General features: G+C 35.5%; 17 protein-coding genes and 1 pseudogene. 9 read left to right on the top strand and 9 right to left on the bottom strand.

The features are described from left to right. Nucleotides 1-4: 4 nt before the first annotated feature. Both narH and EGX95_RS09320 read right to left on the bottom strand, forming a co-directional pair. Nucleotides 5-1,480: a nitrate reductase subunit beta gene (gene narH / locus EGX95_RS09325; protein ID WP_000692696.1), complete on the bottom strand. Its 1,476-nt coding sequence runs from the start codon at nucleotides 1,478-1,480 to the stop codon at nucleotides 5-7. Continuing rightward, entirely contained in the window at nucleotides 1,470-5,153 is a 3,684-nt protein-coding gene (locus tag EGX95_RS09320) for a nitrate reductase subunit alpha (protein ID WP_000729097.1), read from the bottom strand. The genes narH and EGX95_RS09320 overlap by 11 nt, the downstream gene beginning before the upstream one ends. 468 nt (nucleotides 5,154-5,621) lie before the next feature. Here EGX95_RS09320 and EGX95_RS09315 point away from each other — a divergent pair, with 468 nt between their 5' ends. The 3 genes from EGX95_RS09315 to EGX95_RS09305 are packed head-to-tail and all read left to right on the top strand — an operon-like array spanning nucleotide 5,622 to nucleotide 10,023. Further along, nucleotides 5,622-6,584, top strand: coding sequence for an AAA family ATPase (locus tag EGX95_RS09315; protein WP_000553983.1), 963 nt, complete (start codon nucleotides 5,622-5,624; stop codon nucleotides 6,582-6,584). Continuing rightward, entirely contained in the window at nucleotides 6,584-7,798 is a 1,215-nt protein-coding gene (locus EGX95_RS09310; protein WP_000827533.1) for a DUF58 domain-containing protein, read from the top strand. Before EGX95_RS09315 ends, EGX95_RS09310 begins: the two co-directional genes overlap by 1 nt. Beyond that, the gene (locus EGX95_RS09305; protein ID WP_000209740.1) at nucleotides 7,795-10,023 is read left to right on the top strand and encodes a transglutaminase TgpA family protein; all 2,229 of its coding nucleotides are present in this window, start codon (nucleotides 7,795-7,797) and stop codon (nucleotides 10,021-10,023) included. Before EGX95_RS09310 ends, EGX95_RS09305 begins: the two co-directional genes overlap by 4 nt. Before the next feature lie 83 nt (nucleotides 10,024-10,106). On the opposite strand, the gene bsaA is transcribed toward EGX95_RS09305, so the two are convergent. Beyond that, the gene (gene bsaA, locus EGX95_RS09300; RefSeq protein WP_000158181.1) at nucleotides 10,107-10,589 is read right to left on the bottom strand and encodes a glutathione peroxidase; all 483 of its coding nucleotides are present in this window, start codon (nucleotides 10,587-10,589) and stop codon (nucleotides 10,107-10,109) included. A 224-nt stretch (nucleotides 10,590-10,813) separates the two neighbouring features. Here bsaA and EGX95_RS09295 point away from each other — a divergent pair, with 224 nt between their 5' ends. From EGX95_RS09295 to EGX95_RS09285, 3 genes are all read left to right on the top strand, one after another. Further along, nucleotides 10,814-11,023, top strand: a complete 210-nt coding sequence (locus EGX95_RS09295; protein ID WP_000844978.1) for a DUF3925 family protein — start codon at nucleotides 10,814-10,816, stop codon at nucleotides 11,021-11,023. Between the two features lie 97 nt (nucleotides 11,024-11,120). Next, a complete protein-coding gene (locus tag EGX95_RS09290; protein ID WP_000754986.1) occupies nucleotides 11,121-12,092 on the top strand; it encodes an MBL fold metallo-hydrolase in 972 nt (323 codons plus the stop codon). Between the two features lie 85 nt (nucleotides 12,093-12,177). Then, entirely contained in the window at nucleotides 12,178-12,612 is a 435-nt protein-coding gene (locus EGX95_RS09285) for a hypothetical protein (protein ID WP_001174531.1), read from the top strand. 57 nt (nucleotides 12,613-12,669) lie between these two features. Here EGX95_RS09285 and EGX95_RS09280 read toward each other — a convergent pair whose 3' ends face one another. Both EGX95_RS09280 and EGX95_RS09275 read right to left on the bottom strand, forming a co-directional pair. Next, nucleotides 12,670-13,350, bottom strand: a complete 681-nt coding sequence (locus EGX95_RS09280; protein WP_123805489.1) for a DUF3600 domain-containing protein — start codon at nucleotides 13,348-13,350, stop codon at nucleotides 12,670-12,672. After that, nucleotides 13,347-13,925 (bottom strand): sigma-70 family RNA polymerase sigma factor, encoded by a 579-nt coding sequence (locus EGX95_RS09275; protein ID WP_000651122.1) that lies wholly within the window; start codon nucleotides 13,923-13,925, stop codon nucleotides 13,347-13,349. The genes EGX95_RS09280 and EGX95_RS09275 overlap by 4 nt, the downstream gene beginning before the upstream one ends. A gap of 208 nt (nucleotides 13,926-14,133) precedes the next feature. Between EGX95_RS09275 and EGX95_RS09270 the strand changes: the two genes are divergently transcribed. Continuing rightward, nucleotides 14,134-15,120: a quinone oxidoreductase family protein gene (locus tag EGX95_RS09270; protein WP_000644048.1), complete on the top strand. Its 987-nt coding sequence runs from the start codon at nucleotides 14,134-14,136 to the stop codon at nucleotides 15,118-15,120. Between the two features lie 29 nt (nucleotides 15,121-15,149). Beyond that, nucleotides 15,150-15,788: a zinc dependent phospholipase C family protein gene (locus EGX95_RS09265; protein ID WP_000535597.1), complete on the top strand. Its 639-nt coding sequence runs from the start codon at nucleotides 15,150-15,152 to the stop codon at nucleotides 15,786-15,788. Nucleotides 15,789-15,832: 44 nt separating this feature from the next. Here the strand turns inward: EGX95_RS09265 and EGX95_RS09260 are convergent. Next, nucleotides 15,833-16,054: pseudogene (locus tag EGX95_RS09260) on the bottom strand (VOC family protein); the annotation flags it as partial. A gap of 424 nt (nucleotides 16,055-16,478) precedes the next feature. Here EGX95_RS09260 and EGX95_RS09255 point away from each other — a divergent pair. Continuing rightward, the gene (locus EGX95_RS09255; RefSeq protein WP_000473088.1) at nucleotides 16,479-17,066 is read left to right on the top strand and encodes a hypothetical protein; all 588 of its coding nucleotides are present in this window, start codon (nucleotides 16,479-16,481) and stop codon (nucleotides 17,064-17,066) included. Between the two features lie 5 nt (nucleotides 17,067-17,071). Here the strand turns inward: EGX95_RS09255 and EGX95_RS09250 are convergent, their stop codons facing one another. The 3 genes from EGX95_RS09250 to EGX95_RS09240 are packed head-to-tail and all read right to left on the bottom strand — an operon-like array spanning nucleotide 17,072 to nucleotide 19,105. Further along, nucleotides 17,072-17,287 carry a hypothetical protein gene (locus tag EGX95_RS09250; RefSeq protein ID WP_001287580.1) on the bottom strand — a complete coding sequence of 72 codons (216 nt, stop codon included), beginning with the start codon at nucleotides 17,285-17,287 and terminating at the stop codon, nucleotides 17,072-17,074. A 20-nt stretch (nucleotides 17,288-17,307) separates the two neighbouring features. Continuing rightward, nucleotides 17,308-17,958: a replication-relaxation family protein gene (locus tag EGX95_RS09245; protein ID WP_042469569.1), complete on the bottom strand. Its 651-nt coding sequence runs from the start codon at nucleotides 17,956-17,958 to the stop codon at nucleotides 17,308-17,310. After that, the gene (locus EGX95_RS09240; RefSeq protein ID WP_002027563.1) at nucleotides 17,948-19,105 is read right to left on the bottom strand and encodes an FtsK/SpoIIIE domain-containing protein; all 1,158 of its coding nucleotides are present in this window, start codon (nucleotides 19,103-19,105) and stop codon (nucleotides 17,948-17,950) included. Before EGX95_RS09240 ends, EGX95_RS09245 begins: the two co-directional genes overlap by 11 nt. Nucleotide 19,106 lies beyond the last annotated feature (1 nt).

The raw sequence follows: 19,106 nt of genomic DNA, 5'->3' as shown, positions 1-19,106 counted from the left end.
TTATTTAAGAAATTGTCATGCAAGAGCCTGGACCACCTGCAAATGATAAACCACAGCTTCCTTGTTCATTATATAAATCTGCAACTTGTTCGCGGTGAGACGTCGGGATAACAAAACGATCTTTATATTTTGCGATAGCAAGCAGACGATACATGTCTTCTACATCTTGTTTTGTTAAACCGAGTTCTTTTAATACCGCTTCATTTGGTTCTTTATTAATTTGAATTGCTCTCATATGCGTTCGCATAACAGCCATTTTTTTCAATGTAAGGCGAATATGTGATTCATCTCCTGCAGTGAGTAAATTCGCTAAATATTGAATTGGAATACGCATATTATCGATAGCAGGGAAAATCTCTTCTGCTTGCCAGTTACTACCTTTCCCTTCCACCATATTCATAATTGGGCTAAGCGGTGGGATATACCAAACCATTGGCATTGTACGATACTCTGGATGAAGAGGTAGAGCAATTTTCCAATCGGTAATCATTTTATAGATTGGTGACTGTTGTGCCGCTTTAATCCACTCTTCAGGAATGCCTTGTTTTTTCGCTTCAGCTGCTACTTCTGGATCATTTGGATCTAAGAAAACAGTAAGCTGAGATTCGTATAAATCTTTTTCATTTTCAACTGAAGCTGCTTCTTTTACTTTGTCAGCGTCATATAGTATTACCCCAATATATCTGATACGTCCGACACATGTTTCCGAACAAATTGTTGGCATACCAGCTTCAATACGCGGGAAACACATTGTACATTTTTCCGCTTTATTCGTTTGCCAGTTAAAATACACTTTTTTATATGGGCAAGATGATACGCAGAATCTCCATGCACGACATGCATTTTGATCTACAAGAACAATCCCATCTTCTTCCCGTTTATACATCGCACCAGATGGACAAGACGATACGCAAGATGGATTCATACAATGTTCACATATGCGTGGTAAATACATCATAAAGACATTTTCAAAATCCGTTTTAATTTCTTCTTCCATTTTCTTTACGTTCGGATCTTGTAATCCTGTTATATGTCCACCAGCTAAATCATCTTCCCAGTTTGGACCCCATTCAATTTTTTCAATAAATTCACCTGTAATTGCTGATTTCGGACGAGCAACTGGCTGATGCTTACGCTGTGGGCTATTTGTTAACGTTTCATAATCATAGTTCCAAGGTTCAAAGTAATCATCAATTGTTGGTTGATCTGGATTGTGAAAAATATTCATAAGGCGCTTCATTTTCGAACCGGATTTCAGCTGAATTTCACCATTTTTCAATTCCCAGCCACCTTTATATTTCTCCTGATCTTCCCATTGCTTCGGATAACCAATGCCAGGTTTCGTTTCTACGTTATTAAAATACATATATTCAGCACCTGGACGATTTGTCCAGGTGTTTTTGCACGTTACGCTACAAGTATGGCAGCCGATGCATTTATCTAGGTTCATTACCATTCCGACTTGTGCTTTAATCTTCAAGCCAATCTACCTCCTTCAGTTTGCGAATTACAACGTTTAAATCGCGCTGGTTCCCAGTTGGACCATAATAGTTAAATCCATAACTTAATTGACCGTATCCACCAATCATATGTGTCGGTTTTACGTGAATTCGAGTTGGACTATTATGCGTTCCCCCGCGATTACTTGTTAATTTCGTTCCAGGTACGTTAATGTGGCGATCTTGCGCATGGTGCATAAACGCCATTCCTCTCGGTATACGGTGCGTTACAACAGCACGTGCAACAACAACACCATTACGGTTAAAGCACTCAATCCAATCATTATCTGCAACACCAGCTTCTTCAGCATCTTCTTTATTCATCCAAACAGTTGGACCACCTCTAAATAGCGTTAACATCGGTAATGAATCAAAGTACATACTATGAATGGACCACTTATTATGCGGTGTTAAATAGTTTAGTGTAATCTCTTTCCCTTCTACTTCAGGTCGTGATTTACGGAACGGTTTATGTTGCAGAATTGGTTTAAATGTTGCCATCGTTTCACCAAATTCTTTCATCATGTCATGATCTAAATAGAAAGATTGTCGTCCAGTGATTGTTCTCCAAGGGATGAGACGTTCTACATTTGTTGTAAATGGTGAGTAACGGCGCCCACCTTTTTCAGAACCTGTAAAGGCTGGAGAAGTAATTACTGTTTTTGGCTGCGCTGTAATTTGTTCAAATGTGAAGCATTCTTCTTCACGTTCTTCTGCTAAATCACGTAATTTTAAATCTGTTTGTTTTTCAAGTGCTTCCCATGCTTTTACAGCCATATGACCATTTGTTGTAGAAGAAAGCGTTAATACCGCTTCAGCAGCATTGATTGCTTCTTTTATGTCTGGACAACCTTTCGCAATAGAATCTGTTCGAACAACTCCTAATCGGCTTTTTAATTGCTCATACTCTTTTTCTGCCGACCAAGAAATTCCTTTCGTACCAATCGGTTGTTTCCCGGCATTTGGTCCAAGTGCTGTCATTTTGTCATAAATCGTTTTATAATCCCTTTCGACAACATGAATTTGCGGCATCGTTTTACCTGGTATTGGTTCACACTCACCTTTGCTCCAATCTTTAATCTTACCAAGTGGTTGTGCTAATTCTTGCGGTGTATCATGAAAAAGTGGTGTTGCAACAACTTCTTTTATTGGTTCAAGATCAATTTTCTCTGCTAAATCTGACACAGCTTTAGAAAGTGAAGTGAAAATATCCCAGTCAGAACGTGCTTCCCATGGTGAACCGATTGCCGGATTAAATGGATGTACAAATGGATGCATATCTGTACTGCTTAAATCGTGTTTTTCATACCAAGTTGAAGCCGGTAAGACGATATCAGAATAAAGCGCTGTTCCAGCCATACGGAAATCTAAATTAATGAGCAAATCAAGCTTCCCTTCTGGCGCTTCTTCATGCCATTTCATTTCTTCTGGTCGTAATGAATCACTATCATCATTCATTAATCCGTTCGTTGTACCTAATAAATGTTTTAAGAAATATTCGTGTCCTTTACCAGAACTTGAAATTAAGTTTGCACGCCAAACGAATAAGTTGCGCGGGAAGTTATTTTTATTATCTGGATCTTCAATCGCAAATTTTAGTTCTTTTTCTTTAAGTTTTTGTGCAACGTATTTTCCGATTTCTTCTTGCGTTGTTGCACCAGCAGCAACAGCTTCTTTATATAGTTCAATTCCATTTTTCTCGAATGTCGGATACGAAGGTAACCAGCCAAGTCGTGCCGCTAATACGTTGTAATCACCGTGATGTTGATAACGAGAGTTGCCTTCGACTGGTGATGCTAAATGTCCAACTGGTGTATCTTCATAACGCCATTGATCTGTTACGAAATAGAAGAAAGATGTACCATTTTGTAATTTCGGTGGCCCTTGCCAATCTTTTGCCATCGCAATTGTTTGCCATCCTTCTGCTGGTCGCAATTTTTCTTGCCCAACGTAATGCGCCCAGCCACCGCCGTTTACACCTTGCGCTCCGACAAGAAGAACAAGATTTAAAACTGCGCGATAAATTGTATCAGAGTTAAACCAATGGTTAATACCAGCTCCGACAATAATCATTGAGCGACCGTTCGTATCAACAGCATTTTGTGCGAACTCACGAGCGATTTGAATGATTAGATCTCGTTTCACTCCCGTCATTTTCTCTTGCCATGCAGGTGTAAACGGCACGTCATCATTGAAGTCTTTCGGCTCTTGTCCACCAAGCCCTCGGTTCACACCGTAATTTGCTAACGTTAAGTCATATACAGTAGTAACGAACACTTCGCCCTCTTCTGTCATAACCTTTTTCACTGGAATTGTACGTTCTAATACTTTGTTTCCATTATCAGAGAAGTACGGGATTTGTACAGTTCCAACATGATCTTCCATTCCAAGTACAGAAAGACGTGGATCAATCTTTTCACCTGTTTCTTCATCTTCTAAACGTAAATTCCATTTCTTTTCGTTATCCCAACGTGACCCCATTGTGCCATGAGGTGTTGCAAAATCATTCGTGTTCTCGTTCCAAAGTACAGGTTTCCATTCTCCTAACTTTGTTTCGCGTCCAATATCAGAAGCATTTAAGAATCGATCCGCAACGAATTGGTCTCCTTTTTGTTTCAATGTAACGAAGAAAGGAAAATCAGTATATTGCTTCGCATACTTTGTGAAGTATTCCACTTGATTATCTACGTAAAATTCTTGTAAGATCACGTGCCCCATTGCCATCGCAAGTGCACCGTCTGTACCTTGTTTCACACTAATCCAATCATCCGCAAACTTTGTTGACTCAGCAAAATCAGGACTGACAGAAACGACTTTCGTTCCTTTATATCGAACCTCCGCTAAAAAGTGTGCGTCTGGTGTTCTTGTCATCGGTACATTTGAACCCCATGTCATAATGTAACCAGAGTTATACCAGTCACTACTTTCTGGTACATCTGTTTGATCACCCCAAATTTGCGGAGAAGCTGGTGGTAAATCTGCGTACCAATCATAGAAACTAAGCATCGGTCCACCCATAAGTTGCATAAAACGGCTACCTGCAGCATGACTTAACATCGACATAGCTGGAATTGGTGAAAAGCCAACATTTCGGTCTGGACCGTATTTCATTACTGTATATAATAATGAAGCTGAAACGAGTTGTAACACTTCATCCCAATTCGCACGAACGAATCCCCCTTTACCACGTGCCTGCTTATACTTGCGTACTTTTTCAGGGTTTTCCACAATACTTTTCCAAGCATCTAATGGTGACTCATTATTTTGTAATTCCTCTTGCCACATACTCCAAAGAACACCACGTACATACGGATATTTCACACGAAGTGGACTATAAATGTACCAAGAAAAACTCGCTCCACGTGGACATCCTCGTGGTTCAAAGTCAGGCATATCTGGACCTGTTGTTGGATAGTTAAGCTCCTGTCCTTCCCAAGTTACAATTCCATCTTTCACATAAATGTTCCAACTACATGAACCAGTACAGTTCACACCATGTGTAGAACGAATTACTTTATCATGCTGCCAACGCTTTCTATACACATTTTCCCATTCACGATCTTCATATGTTTCTTGTGTATGATTATCGTTATAACGATCTATTGGTGAAAAATATTTTAAACGTCTCATTAGTGCTGAAGGTTTCTTCTTCATACTGTTCACTCCTTTAATACGTCTCTCTTACATACCCTTACTATAGGAGAGGTTGTAAAATACAGGTGTGACATTTCGCACAGTTCAAGAGATTGTCAAAAATTCAGTAGAAAATAAGTTTGTGAGAAGACCTTTTGTTTTGTTATGAAGATTTATAGTAAATCTTGATTAATAGAAGAATAGTATTTTGAGGTATTGACTATTTTGCAAAAGAAAAACGTAGGAGAAACTCCTACGTTTTTCTTTATAAATATAGGAAACAGCCATTTGAATGCATTTATAAAACTAGAAATCATTATTTACCATATTGCCCTTAGTTACTGAAACAATTATACTAGATGTAATCAGAATAAATAATCTGAATATTCTTAGAATTAAAGGTAAGAGTTTTATACTCGCACATAGAGAGGTACGTTCTATTTTCCACTAAATAGATTAGAAAACGATAATAACATTAGGAGGATTACGATGCACCAACTTGATTCATTACATCCCATTATAGAAAAAATAATTAACAATATTGAAAAAATAATGGTCGGAAAAAGAAAAGAAACGATTTTAGCTTTGACAGCTCTCTTAGCTGAAGGTCATGTACTATTAGAAGATGTTCCTGGCGTTGGGAAAACAATGTTAGTACGCGCTCTTTCTAAATCTATTGATGCTGATTACAAGCGAATTCAATTCACACCTGATTTACTGCCGTCAGATGTAACAGGTGTTTCTATTTACAATCCGAAAGAGCTCCAATTCGAGTTCAAGCCTGGACCAATCATGGGAAATTTTATACTTGCTGATGAAATTAATCGTACATCTCCCAAAACACAATCTGCCTTACTTGAAAGTATGGAAGAAGGCAATATTACAATAGATGGTATGACAAGACCGTTACCAAAACCATTCTTTGTAATGGCTACACAAAATCCAGTCGAATATGAGGGAACATATCCTTTACCAGAAGCCCAGCTCGATCGTTTCTTATTGAAGCTAAAAATGGGGTATCCTTCACCAGAAGAAGAATTTGAAGTTTTAAACCGGATGGAAAAACCAAATCCCCTCTCCCTTTTACAAGCTATTACTACAATAGAAGAATTACTTTATTTGCAACAAAGCGCACGGGAAATAAGCATGGACAAAGCAATCAAGCATTACATTGTAAAGCTTGTTAGTCAAACTCGCTCTTATAGTTCTATACAACTAGGTGCAAGTCCACGTGGCTCGATTGCTTTAATGAAAGCTTCACAAGCTTATGCATTCATCCATGGCAGAAATTATGTTATTCCAGACGATGTTAAATTTTTAGCTCCTTACGTGTTAGCTCACAGACTCATTCTAAAAATGGAAGCAAAATTTGAAGGAATAACAGGGGAACAAGTTATTTCAAAAATCGTTGCGCGAACTACCGTGCCGACTCAAAGGAAGATGAACCTTTGATGAAACGCATGCTACGAGCACTATATCACGTTTTGAAGTTATTACTAATCCCTTTATGCCTAGTGTTAACATTTGTGTACGCTATGCTTCAAGGAGGATTTGTAAGTTGGTTTTTATTTTACAGTATGGTTCCTATTGGCCTTTATTCACTATTATTCCCCTTCTACGCTTTACGGGGTGCTGAAGTAAAAAGAATAACAAATCAAAACGATTATGTAGCAGGAGAACGATTTGTAAGCACGATTACAATAAAAAGAAAATTTCCTTTCCCCTTACTTTATTTAGTTATAGAAGATGAACTGCCACCACACCTTACAAGTTGTAGACAAACAAAGATGAATAAAACAATACTCTTTCCAGGATTAAAACGAAATTTTTCGTTTCAATATGCAATTGACACAATCCCTAGAGGAGAGCACACTTTTTCAAGCGTACGCGTCAAAACTGGTGATCTATTCGGTATGATGGAGAAAGAAGTAACTTTTTCAGTTCCGGATACATTTTTAGTCTATCCTCAGTATGTAGATATAACGTATCAGCAATTGGAAAACCATTTCGAGCAAGGAGCGCTCTCAGCAAATATAAATTTCACAAAAGACTCTACCATTTCTGTCGGTGTGAGAGACTATAAACCTGGTGACCGCTTTTCATGGATTGATTGGAAAGCAACTGCAAGAACAAACAACATTATGACGAAAGAGTTTGAACAACAGCGCAGCCATAATATTATGATATTCATAGACAGAACTGAGTCTCCTCTATTCGAATCAGTCGTCACATTTACTGCCTCTATTGTCAGGGCTGTATTGAAGCAAAATTCACCAGCGTCATTTGTGTCTGTCGGAAAAGAACGAACTTTTTTCCCTTTAGACAATGGGGATAGTCAGTTGCAGCAAATCTTTTGTCATTTAGCGAAAGTACAAGCGGACAGTGTATTCCCGCTCTCCCGGAGTGTAGAAATGGAATTAAGAAAAGTTTATGAGCCCGTAACAATTATACTCGTGACAAGCGATCTTTCTCCCGATATTCAAAAGGCAGCTGACTATGCCGCTATACAAAATAGAAAATTACTAGTTTTTGTCGTGAAAGAAAAACCGAATCAGCTCTCACATCGAGAACTAAATATATTAGAAACTCTACAAAAACGAAAAATATTTGTAAATGTAGTTTATGGAAACCAGTATACAAACGTGTTTTTTGAGGTGAGCAAATGACAACATTACAAACAAAATACAAATGGGATATGAGCAGATTCTTCATGCATGCATGTGCATTTCTACTTTTACTAGAATGGATACGACCCCTTTTAGGTATTACAAACGTAGGTAGATTAGATATTTTTGTAATATTTATAGGAATTTGCTTCACACTCTCTTTTTTTCAAACAAAGTGGCAGATTCCGATAAAGATCGTGACAATTTTATTCATCATTCATCTCCTATATTATAAAAATATTTTTATAAATCCATCTTGGCTAACGAAATTTTTTACTGATATTTCTCGAAATTCCTCCCTGTTATTCCAGGGGAATTTGCTAGATATTTCTCCAGTTTTTCCAACCGTTTTATTTTTTCTATCATTTTGGTTTTTGAGTGCTTTCATCTCTTTTTGGTTGATTCATAAAAAGCGTGGATTGTTATTTCTTATATTGACTATTATTTATATCACAATTTTTCATAACTTACATTTATACAATGCAAACTACGCTATTATTCGTACTGTTGTCATCGGCTTTTTTATGCTTAGTCTTCTTCGCATAGAACGAATAAAAGAGAGTGAACACTTACAAAATTATGCTAGAGAAATCTCAAAATTACTTAGACCTATTACAATATTTATTGTATTGTCAGCAACCATCGCATACTTTGCTCCAAAATTTGGCCCTCAATGGCCAAACCCAATGGATTTTTTAAAATTCAACACATCCGAAGTAAGTAAAAAACAAGAAGTTTCTAAAATTGGCTATGGTTTAGATGACTCAAAATTAGGCGGTCCTTTTACGGCAGATCCTACAATTGTTTTCACAGCACAAACGCAAAACAAACAATATTGGAGAGTAGAAACGAAAGATTTTTATACAGGAAAAGGCTGGGAAGTTTCTGAAAAGCAAAAAAAGGTTACTTTTAAAAATAATAACGACGTCGTAAGTTGGTACGAACAAAATACAAAAACAGAGACAACTAAGGCAACAATCACCATGCAAAAAAGGTATCCTCACCTTACCTATCCAGCAGGATTAATATCAGTTGAGGCTTCTTCTGATATATCATACAGCGTTGACCCATTTTCAGAAAAAATCTATACGATGGACGGAGACTCTTCCACTACTTTACATTCATATAAAGTAACATATGAGGTCCCGGAGTTTTCCATAGAAAACTTGAAAGCTGTAAAAACGAATGAAGGTCAAGAAACAAATCCTTATTTCATGACAAAGTACACGCAACTTCCCAAATCATTACCGCGGCGAGTAAGAGACTTAGCTGTAAGTCTAACAAAGGATAAAGACACCCGATACGATAAAGTATTAGCTATTGAAAACTATTTCACCGACTATTCTTTTATATATGAAACAACGAATGTCTCATTCCCTGCCCAAAACCAAGATTATGTAGATCAATTTCTTTTCGATACAAAAAGTGGCTACTGTAATAATTTCTCGACATCTATGATCGTGTTACTTCGTTCTGCTGGAATTCCCGCTCGCTGGGTAAAAGGTTATACAGAAGGAACTCTTGATAATACGCTTGTGGGTGCTGAAGGTGAGGATGTTTATAAAATCGCGAACGATAACGCACATTCTTGGGTCGAAGTATACTTCCCTGGATACGGATGGATTCCATTTGAACCGACAAAAGGATTTACGAATCCCTATAATTTCACAAATAACACTCCTGCTCCTACTTTACAAAATAACGAAGTATATAATTCTAATAATGAACCAATACAACAACGAAACAATGAAGCAAAGCTCAAAAGTTTAATAGAAGATACAGAAGAAGCTTCTACTAAAAAGATTCCAAATTCTAAAAATGGATTTTCTTGGTGGTACGTATTCCTCTCTACAATACCGATTAGTATTATAGGATACATTCTATTCATCACTAGAATGAAATGGATTACGCTTTTTATCATTCATTTCTATAAATATCGAAAAGATGATGCCGTTTATACAAAAGCTTACGATTCTCTCCTAAAACAATTTGCGCGAATTGGTATACGACGAGATGAGAGTCAAACATTTCGAGAATATGCTCTCCATGTTGATACACTTTACAACTCGGCCGATATGCAACAACTTACTTTCAGTTATGAGAATGCTATGTATCAAAAAGGACAAGCCGCAGCAGAATGGAAAAAATCCGTACACTTATGGGAAGTGCTTATGAAAAAAGCTGCTTCTCCACCTAAATCAAATGACTTCCATTCAGCGATTTAATATTGACAATGTGAATGTAAATAAAATGCCTCAAAGAACAAAATAGTTCTTTGAGGCATTTTTTAATAAAGTGAAACTCCTAGTTATTCGCCAAGTACCTTCTCAATCTCAACCTCTAAATCCACCGGCTTCGTCTGCGGAGCAAAACGCCCTACTACTTTCCCGTCTTTTCCAATTAAAAACTTAGTAAAGTTCCATTTCACTGCTTTCATACCGAGTAAACCTGGTGCTTGTTCTGTCATGTATGTATACAGAGGATGAGCCTTATCACCTTTTACATCAATCTTTGCAAACATTGGGAAGTTTACGCCGTAGTTTAATTCACAAAAACTTGTAATATCTGCTTCTGTACCTGGTTCTTGTCCTCCGAATTGGTTACATGGGAAACCGAGTATTTCTAGCCCTTGTTCTTTATATTTATCATATACTTCTTGTAATCCTTTATATTGCGGTGTAAACCCGCATTTACTAGCTACATTTACAATAAGAAGTGCTTTTCCTTCGTAATCTTTTAACGATTTTTCTTCACCTGTAATTGTTTTAGCTGAAAAATCATAAATTGTCATTGTTCCTGCCCCTCTCTACACTATCATTCTATGTTTATACTATACTACATTCGTGAATATACGGCTCTTATTACGTATTTACACGCTAAAATGATAGCGCTTTATTTATATTTAAAAATTCGACACAATCTACTAGACTTTTATGATGGAAAGTTTTACAATTAAATTGTGAACAAAATGTGACAGTTTATATTCTATTATTATAGAAAAGGATGGTGTTCAATATGAAAACTGCACAACATGAAACGATTTCAAATCGCGAGTTTTATTTCGTACTATATATGATGTTATTGTATGTGATTGGCTGGGTAATCGATGTAAATGGTTTATTTTTAAGCTCCTACTTTAATTTAGCGGGAGAGATTATGCTTCCATTAGTTGGCGGCATTGTTGGACTATTCGTTATGTCTATTAATAAACAACAAAGACAATAAGAACATTACAAAAAGGCAGAAGACGAAACTTTCGTTTTCTGCCTTTTTGTATTTTTAGCTTATAATAGTTACATACCGTATATAAGGAGTGGTAAAGATGAAAAAAGTAGAACAATTATCTTCTCACCTATATCTGATTGATGATTTTGATTTACAACATAATGAACGAACTGGTACGTACGTTTTATTAGGTGATGATATTACTTTAATTGAAACTTGTGCAGCCCCTTCTCTTCCGTATATTTTAGACGGCTTACAACAATTACATATTGATTTAAACGAAGTTAAAAACATTATCGTTACACATGTTCATTTAGATCACGCCGGTGCTGCTGGTTTAATGATGGAAAAATGCCCAAATGCTACTTTATATGTGCATTCTCGCGGTGCTCGTCATATGATTGACCCAACAAAACTCATTTTAGGTGCAAAAGCTGTGTACAAAGAAGATTTCGATAAACTTTTTGATCCAATTCTTCCAATTGAAGAAGAACGTGTTCATATTGTACAACATGGTGATACGTTACAAATTGCAGAAGACCGCATCCTTACATTTTATGATACACCGGGACATGCAAAGCACCATATTAGCATTCACGATTCATTAACAAACGGCATTTTTACTGGCGATACAATTGGAATTTATTATAGAGAACTCGCAGACCTTGGTGTAGAACTGTATCTACCATCAACGTCCCCTTCACAATTCCAACCAGATGCGATGATTGCTTCTAAAAATCATATTCAAAGTATGAATGTAGATACTATTTATTTCGGCCATTACGGCGCATCATCCAATGTTACAGAAGTATATAAGCAACTAGAACATTGGTTACCTATTTTCGTTCATACTGGTAAAGAGGTCTTTGAAAAATATAATGATTTCGATGAGGCTACTAAAGCTTTGCAAACTGTATTAATAGATAAGGTCTCTTCTCACCTTACAAAGTTAAACGTTCCATCAGATCATTCCGTTTATAACATTTTACATCTAGATATAGAAATTAGTGCGATGGGCATTATAGATTATTTCACGAAGCAAGAAAAAGCAAACACCACTATTAAATAACCGTAAAAGACGAGATATACAACAGTAGTTATTGTATATCTCTTCTTTTTTTGAATATATTTTGAGTAAAGGATGGTGGAATATAATGCAAAAAGTGATGCTATACCTCTGCTTTACATTATTTATCGTCTTATTATTATTTGTCGGAGTGAAAATTCAATTTTATTTAGATACAGACGCGCAAGTGAACTTTAACGTTTATCCAAGATTATTCTACTTTACACTCTTCCCTCTTATAGTCGGCATTTTATTACGATTCCTTCAATCTATTAATCGTGAAACGAGTAAACAAAACTGGCGCTTTCAACCGGATAAATTTATCGCCATTACTGTGCCTACACTATTCATTTCCTTTTCTCCAGCTCTACTCTTTTCACCAGTTGGTGCGTACCTACCTTATATAACTAATATTATTCTTATCAATACAACTTTTGTTACGATAATTAGTTTAATAGCTGGTTATTCCCTTTTAGATTGTTTTATACAAAAAGATACTGCAAATATGAAAAAATATAATTGAATACTCTATTTTATTTCAATAAAAAGGCTCTAAGCGAAAGCTTTGAGCTTTTTTTAATTATCTCACCTTTTCGTCTACATACTCCATAAACTGCTCCGCTTTCATAAACCTTTCTTTGTACGCCTCAGGTACTTCTTCTAGTTTTATTGCACCAGTTGATTTTGTCTTCACTCGTGCGATTTCATGTGTCATTAAAGCTTCCATATAGCGATCAAACTCTTCTTGCGTTAATACTTCTCTACTTGATTTATGACCATTTAATTTATCAAAGTATGGTTGAAGGCCCATACTTACCTTTTTCATTTCTTCTCTTTTTGCTGGCGATAATGCATCATAATCAATATTGCCGTTCGAATCTCCGTACGCAAGCTTTGCATTTGTTAATTTCTTTAGTTCTTTTGTAAACACTTCATATTCTTTTGTACCCATTTCATCTTTCGCTTCTGATAACTTTGCACTAAAACGCATATACGCCTCTAATGTCATTGTTCCAGCGTGTTTTTTTAGGTTTTCAAAAGACCCGTATATACCATCTGCCATAATAGATTGATATGCAAAACCAGTTGTCGGGATTAAAAACGCTGCTGCAAGTACTCCTGCGATAAGGCGTTTCTTCTTCTTACTTCCCCCACGCTTCATTTTTATTTGAACGATTACTTTTTCTTTCAACTCCGGCGGCGCAACAATCCCCTTCGCTTCTTCTTGTATAGATTCTCGAACTCTACAATCTAAACTCATTTCACATTCCCTACCTCTCCTAAAAAGATTTCTTCTACTTGCTCTTTTTGACGTAGTTTCTTTAAGGCTGAATGAATTCTAGATTTCACAGTACCAATTGGAATATGTAATATTTCTGCTACTTCTTCTTGTGAGTAGTCGTGCAAGTATCTTAAAATAATAACTTGTTTCAATTTATACGGTAATTTATGAATAAGTTCGATTAGCTTTTGATTTGATATTTTACTTACAACATCGTTAGAAAAATCAATTTGTACCGGTTTTCTCTGCTCTTCTGCTTTTTTTATAATTCGTAGTCGCATCCACCTCTTTCTTCTATAAGAGTGAATTTGTTTAATTACAAGTCCAATTAGCCAAGGACGAAATGGCTTCTCGCTATCATACTTACGAAGCGATTCATATAGCTGTATGTATATTTCTTGAACGACATCATCTACATCCGTTTTATCATCTATTAAAAAATGTGCTGTTTTATATACTTCTTGAATCGTTACATCATACAATTCGCTATACGCTTCTTTATTTCCCGATAAAGTTAATTGGATTAAATCTGTATACACTGTTTCATCCTTCATATACCATCCCTCCTTTGTCTTACACTATATATTGGCAAGTAATCCATATTTCGTTCGATTTTTTCAAAAAAATTTTTTATATAGATTAATATAATGATTCAATATGTTCATAAGCTCCACTTATAATCACGCATAACTATTATATAATTTTCCAATTTCTAATGAAGACTTAAAATGATTTATATAGTCAAATTTAGGAGGATATATAATGAAAGCTATCATTTTAACTTCGTTCGGTGGTCCTGAAGTGATGAAATATACAGATGTGGATATTCCAGCTATTTCAAAAGATCAAGTTTTAATTCGTGTTGTTGCTACAAGTGTTAATTTTGCTGACATTAAATCACGTTATGGCAAAAAAGGAAATAAATCACTACCTTTTATTCCAGGGATAGATGCCGCTGGTATTGTAGAACGTGTCGGCTCTCATGTGAAAAATATTCACCCTGGCCAACGTGTCATTGCTTTTCCTCAAAATGGATCTTACGCAGAATACGTTGTTGCAAATGAAAACCTTACTTTTGTTTTACCTGATGAAGTCGATTTTCAAACTGCAGCTGCTTGTCCGATTGTATCTTTTACAAGCTATAATTTACTCGCAAATGTTGCAAGGCTTCAACAAGGCGAATCAGTACTCATTCATGCGGCTGCTGGCGGAATTGGCACTACTGCTATTCAACTTGCAAAACTATTAGGGGCTGGAAAAGTTATAGGTACTGTCGGAAGTGAAGCAAAAAAAGAAATTGCTTTAGATGCTGGGGCTGATTATGTATTTTGTCATCAAGATGAAGATTTTGTAGAGAAAGTCAATGAGCTAACATATGGAGAGGGAGTGAATATCATTTTGGACTCTATTTCTGGATCTGTTTCGGAAAGAAGTTTAAAATGTCTTGCTTATTACGGTCGCCTCGTTCATTTCGGTAATGCTAGTGGTGAAATTGGCAATTTCCATACGAAAGATTTACATGCCAGTTGCCGTTCTATACTCGGTTTTAGCTTTGGAACTACACGAAAAAAACGTCCTGAACTACTCCAAGAAACTGCAAATGAAGTATTCCGTTATTTGCGTGACGGACGTTTGCAAATCAAGGCTACAAAATCTTTTCCACTCCAAGATGCAGGGAAAGCACATGAATGGGTCGAAAGTAGAAAAAGTACAGGGAAAGTAATACTAACTGTTCAGTCCTCCTCCTGAAATGAATACTTGAAACCGAGGTGTCATTCATGGGATCACGAATTATGCATGCTATTATCGCTAACGGTATTGCCGAAAAACTATGTATTCAAGATAGAACTTCTTTCATACTCGGAGGTGTAGCACCTGATGCGGTCCATTCAGCAGAAGAAAAAGGAACTTCACACTTTTACGCTGGCACAACGAAAAATTATACGAGAAGGATAGCTTTTAATTCTTTTTTTCAAAAATATAAAGCTCAAATGGATTCCCCTTTTCTCTTAGGCTATTACACTCACCTCATTGCTGATGATAATTGGCTAAGCGGCTTTTTTCTTCCTTGGTTAAAAAATAGAATAGAAAATGATGAAACGATCGCACCTATGTACTATAACGATTTTAAATTGTTAAATGCAAAGTTGCTTCATCATTACGATAAAGAACAACAGCTCTTCTCGCTTCTCAATCAAGATGCTCACATTGTCGATATTGAAGAGGTTTCTAAAGAAAATGTTTCAGAATTTCGAAAATATCTTTTTGAAGATATGTTGTATCCAGAGCAACATTTGCATGAAGACTTACAGGTGTTTACGTTTAATCAAATTGTCGGTTATATGGAAACCGCTATTGAAAAAGGAACATTTTTTATTAAACAACTCTCTCATGATAAATTCATTTCAAAGATTTAATCCCCCTCAATATGTTTGAGGGGGATTTTCACATAACAATATTATTATTGGTTCTTTTCCATAACCGCAAAATAATTCCCTTCACTATCAGCAAAGTTAAATACTTTACCAGAAGGCATAGTTACCATTTCTCCAACAGTAACATTTTTATTTGTTAAATCTGTATATAATTGATCAAGATTTTCTGAGAAGAACATTAAAGATGGTGTACCAAGATTCAATTCTGGGCTCATTTTAGAAATCACTTCTTTATTATGTAGTATAACATGTATAATTTCATAGATATTGTGTATTAGTATTATCTACTTAGTTAAGTCTATTTTTTAAAATGACATATCAGCGATATTTTATGTCTATTCCGTATAAGTGTTAGCAAGTTCGTTTGCAAACTTGTTAGCACTTTTTTATTTCTTCTACTGTACTTCTGTGCGGAAGATATACCTTCGTTTTATATAGTTTCATTTCGTTTCACGCATAGCATAAATTAAACATTTGTCTGATAACGTTTTTCTGTGATTTCACTACTTGTTATTAATTCGTGGCTGTTTTGTGGCTGTTTTATGGGTGTTAATGTGGCTGTTTATTTTCCCTTTCGAAATCCCCTATTTACCTCTTTTTATTCATTAAGTTATTCGAATCTGTTATGCTTAGCTTAAATGGATAATCTTACATATTAACAGGAGGGCCGCTATGTTTAAAAAATTCTCAGTAATTATCTCTGCCGCACTATTTATATTTATTTTATCAGCATGTTCTTCTAATAATTCTTCAGTATCTAAACAAACTAGCAAGAATGAAACTGATGAAATCCCAACTGAAGTCACAAGTTTTGTTACTAATTTTAACACTATTTTAGATGAGAAGGGTAGTTCTACAAACACAGAAAAACTCTCTAAAGATTTAAAGATAGTAAAAGAAAAAGGATATCAAGATAAAACTTTACATGTTGTTTCATTAATTGAACACCAAAATATAAAAGATGGAACTGTTGAATTAGGCAATATGAAAAATTTCCGAGTTATTTTAGATGATAAACAAAAGAAAATTCAAAAAATCACTTATTTAGGTGACGACCCTAATGTATTTTTATTCTCACTTGAATCGTTAAAAATTGATACAACTAAAGAAGTAAAAGACATGTTAGAGGATATTCGTATAAAAATTGACCGAAAGGATCCTAAAGTAGAATCTGTAGCTAATACAGCAAAGTATAAAGTATCTTTCACTTATGACCCTAATAGTCCAACAGCAATACTAAATTTCTTGTTTAATTTCTAGCACGATTAATAAGGATAGTTAAACTTCCAATCTAATTTATTTATATCAGCATGTAGGTTATCTAAACGTATAAAGTCGTTTTCTCCATATTCCTCTAAAGTTTCTTCACGATCATCATAAACTTTTCTTTCTAACCATTGTGACATCATTTCAATTACGTCTTCAGCACTCACATTATACTTACGCAAAATTTCATTTAACTCTTTTGTTGCTTCACTCATAATAAATCACTCCTTTTAAATTAATTTTTTCTTGATCCCACTTGAATAGAGATTTCTTTTTTTGGATGTTTGGGTGTTATTTGATTAAGAAAATCTTTAATTGAATTCGCTTGAAAAATGCGGAAATTTGCACTGGAGACATCATACTTTCTATCAGTAAGGATTAAAATTGAGGGGAATATTTTTTTATTGGATGGCTGCCAAGATTCTTCTTGCCATTTCATACCACAAAAATACATTTCATATCTTTTAATCTTTTCTTGCATTACAGCTTTACTGTATATTGATTTTTGTACTTCAATAAAGAAGGGAGCTTTTCGCCAAATCGTAAATATGTCAGGTTCCATATATTCTTTTCCATACTTCGGTTCTACTTTAAAAATCTTAGGTTTCTCATTTTGGATCAATTGTTTATACGCATCTACTATGCCTAAGAAATGTGGTATTTTTTGACTTGTTTTTCTAATTGCGCTTGGTTGTGGAAAATACACATATGGCTGGAATGTAGTATTCACTTCCACATGTCCATCTCTACGTAATCTTTTTAATACCGTATTGCATGATGTTATTGGGTTTTTCAAATGGCTGAAGTGTAATTCCACAATGTCGTCCCGTGACATACAACGAAATTTAGTCAAATTCTTCAAAATAGCCATATCTCTATTCCTCATCATCTAACACCCCAAATAAAGGCTCCTCTTTCACTTCAGTACTTACTTCTATTTCTTTTGTCATTCTGAAAGGAGCCACTAATTTCTTTGCTTTTTCTAACTTTAACTCTGGAGCTTGCACTTTCTTTAGTCCTTTTAATTTGAAAATCATTTGCCCGGATTGCTCTAACAGTTCTGAACCTGGTGTACCTATAATTCCTGCATTTAACGATGAATCACACTGGAACCCCATTCTGACTGTCATATTCACTTTTAATTTCCCATCGATAACGGTTGCATCCGGCCGCTGCATCGATAACATTAAAAATACGCCTAATGATCGCCCGACAGCTGATATCTTTCTAATAATTTTCATACTATCGTTTTCATCTTCCAACATCGCAACCTCATCAATGCAAATTAAAATATACGGTAATTTTTCCTCTGTAGTCACTTTGTTGTATTCGTTAACGTGGTCTACTTCATATTTCTCCATACACTTACGTCTTTTGATAATTTCCATCCACAATTGGTTTAACATTACCTCCATTTCTACTTCTTCCATGCAAACTTTTTTAACGTGTTGCACTCTTCTTAAAAAGTGAAATTCTGAGTTCTTCAAATCACCTAAATACAGCTGTAATGATTCTGGTGGCAAATGTTGAATCAATGTAGATAAAATAACGCGTACCATACTACTTTTACCACTTCCTGTTTCTCCCGCTATTAATAAGTGTGGGCTATTCGAATCCGTCATATCATATACAATCCACTTTCCAAATTGGTCCTTTCCTACCACTACAGGGATGCTATGTCCTTTTAGATGTGGTAACCAATCTGAATAGTTATACAAGTACGGTTGTAAGCTATTATGTTTGAACGAGTGCAATACAAAGCGTTTTATATCTCCTTCAATCGCCAGTTCCCTCCCTAAGATTTGCTGAAAGCAAAACCATTTCTTCTCAATCGTTTGCGGATCTACCCCGTTTGGTAAAGTAAATGTATATCGGACAGAATCTTTTGTTTCTAGAACATGATGGATTTTCGGGAAAACAGGTAATTTACCTCCTCTTGTTTGGTGTTCATAGTAAATACCACTTTTTTTGAATACCTCAATTAAAAGATTCTTTATAGCTCTTTTATGAAACCATTCCTTCATCACATTCATA

Source organism: Bacillus sp. FDAARGOS_527 (assembly GCF_003812125.1).
GTDB lineage: Bacteria > Bacillota > Bacilli > Bacillales > Bacillaceae_G > Bacillus_A > Bacillus_A paranthracis.
Note: the sequence above shows the minus strand (reverse complement) of the source record. Positions and strands in the feature narration are given on the sequence as shown.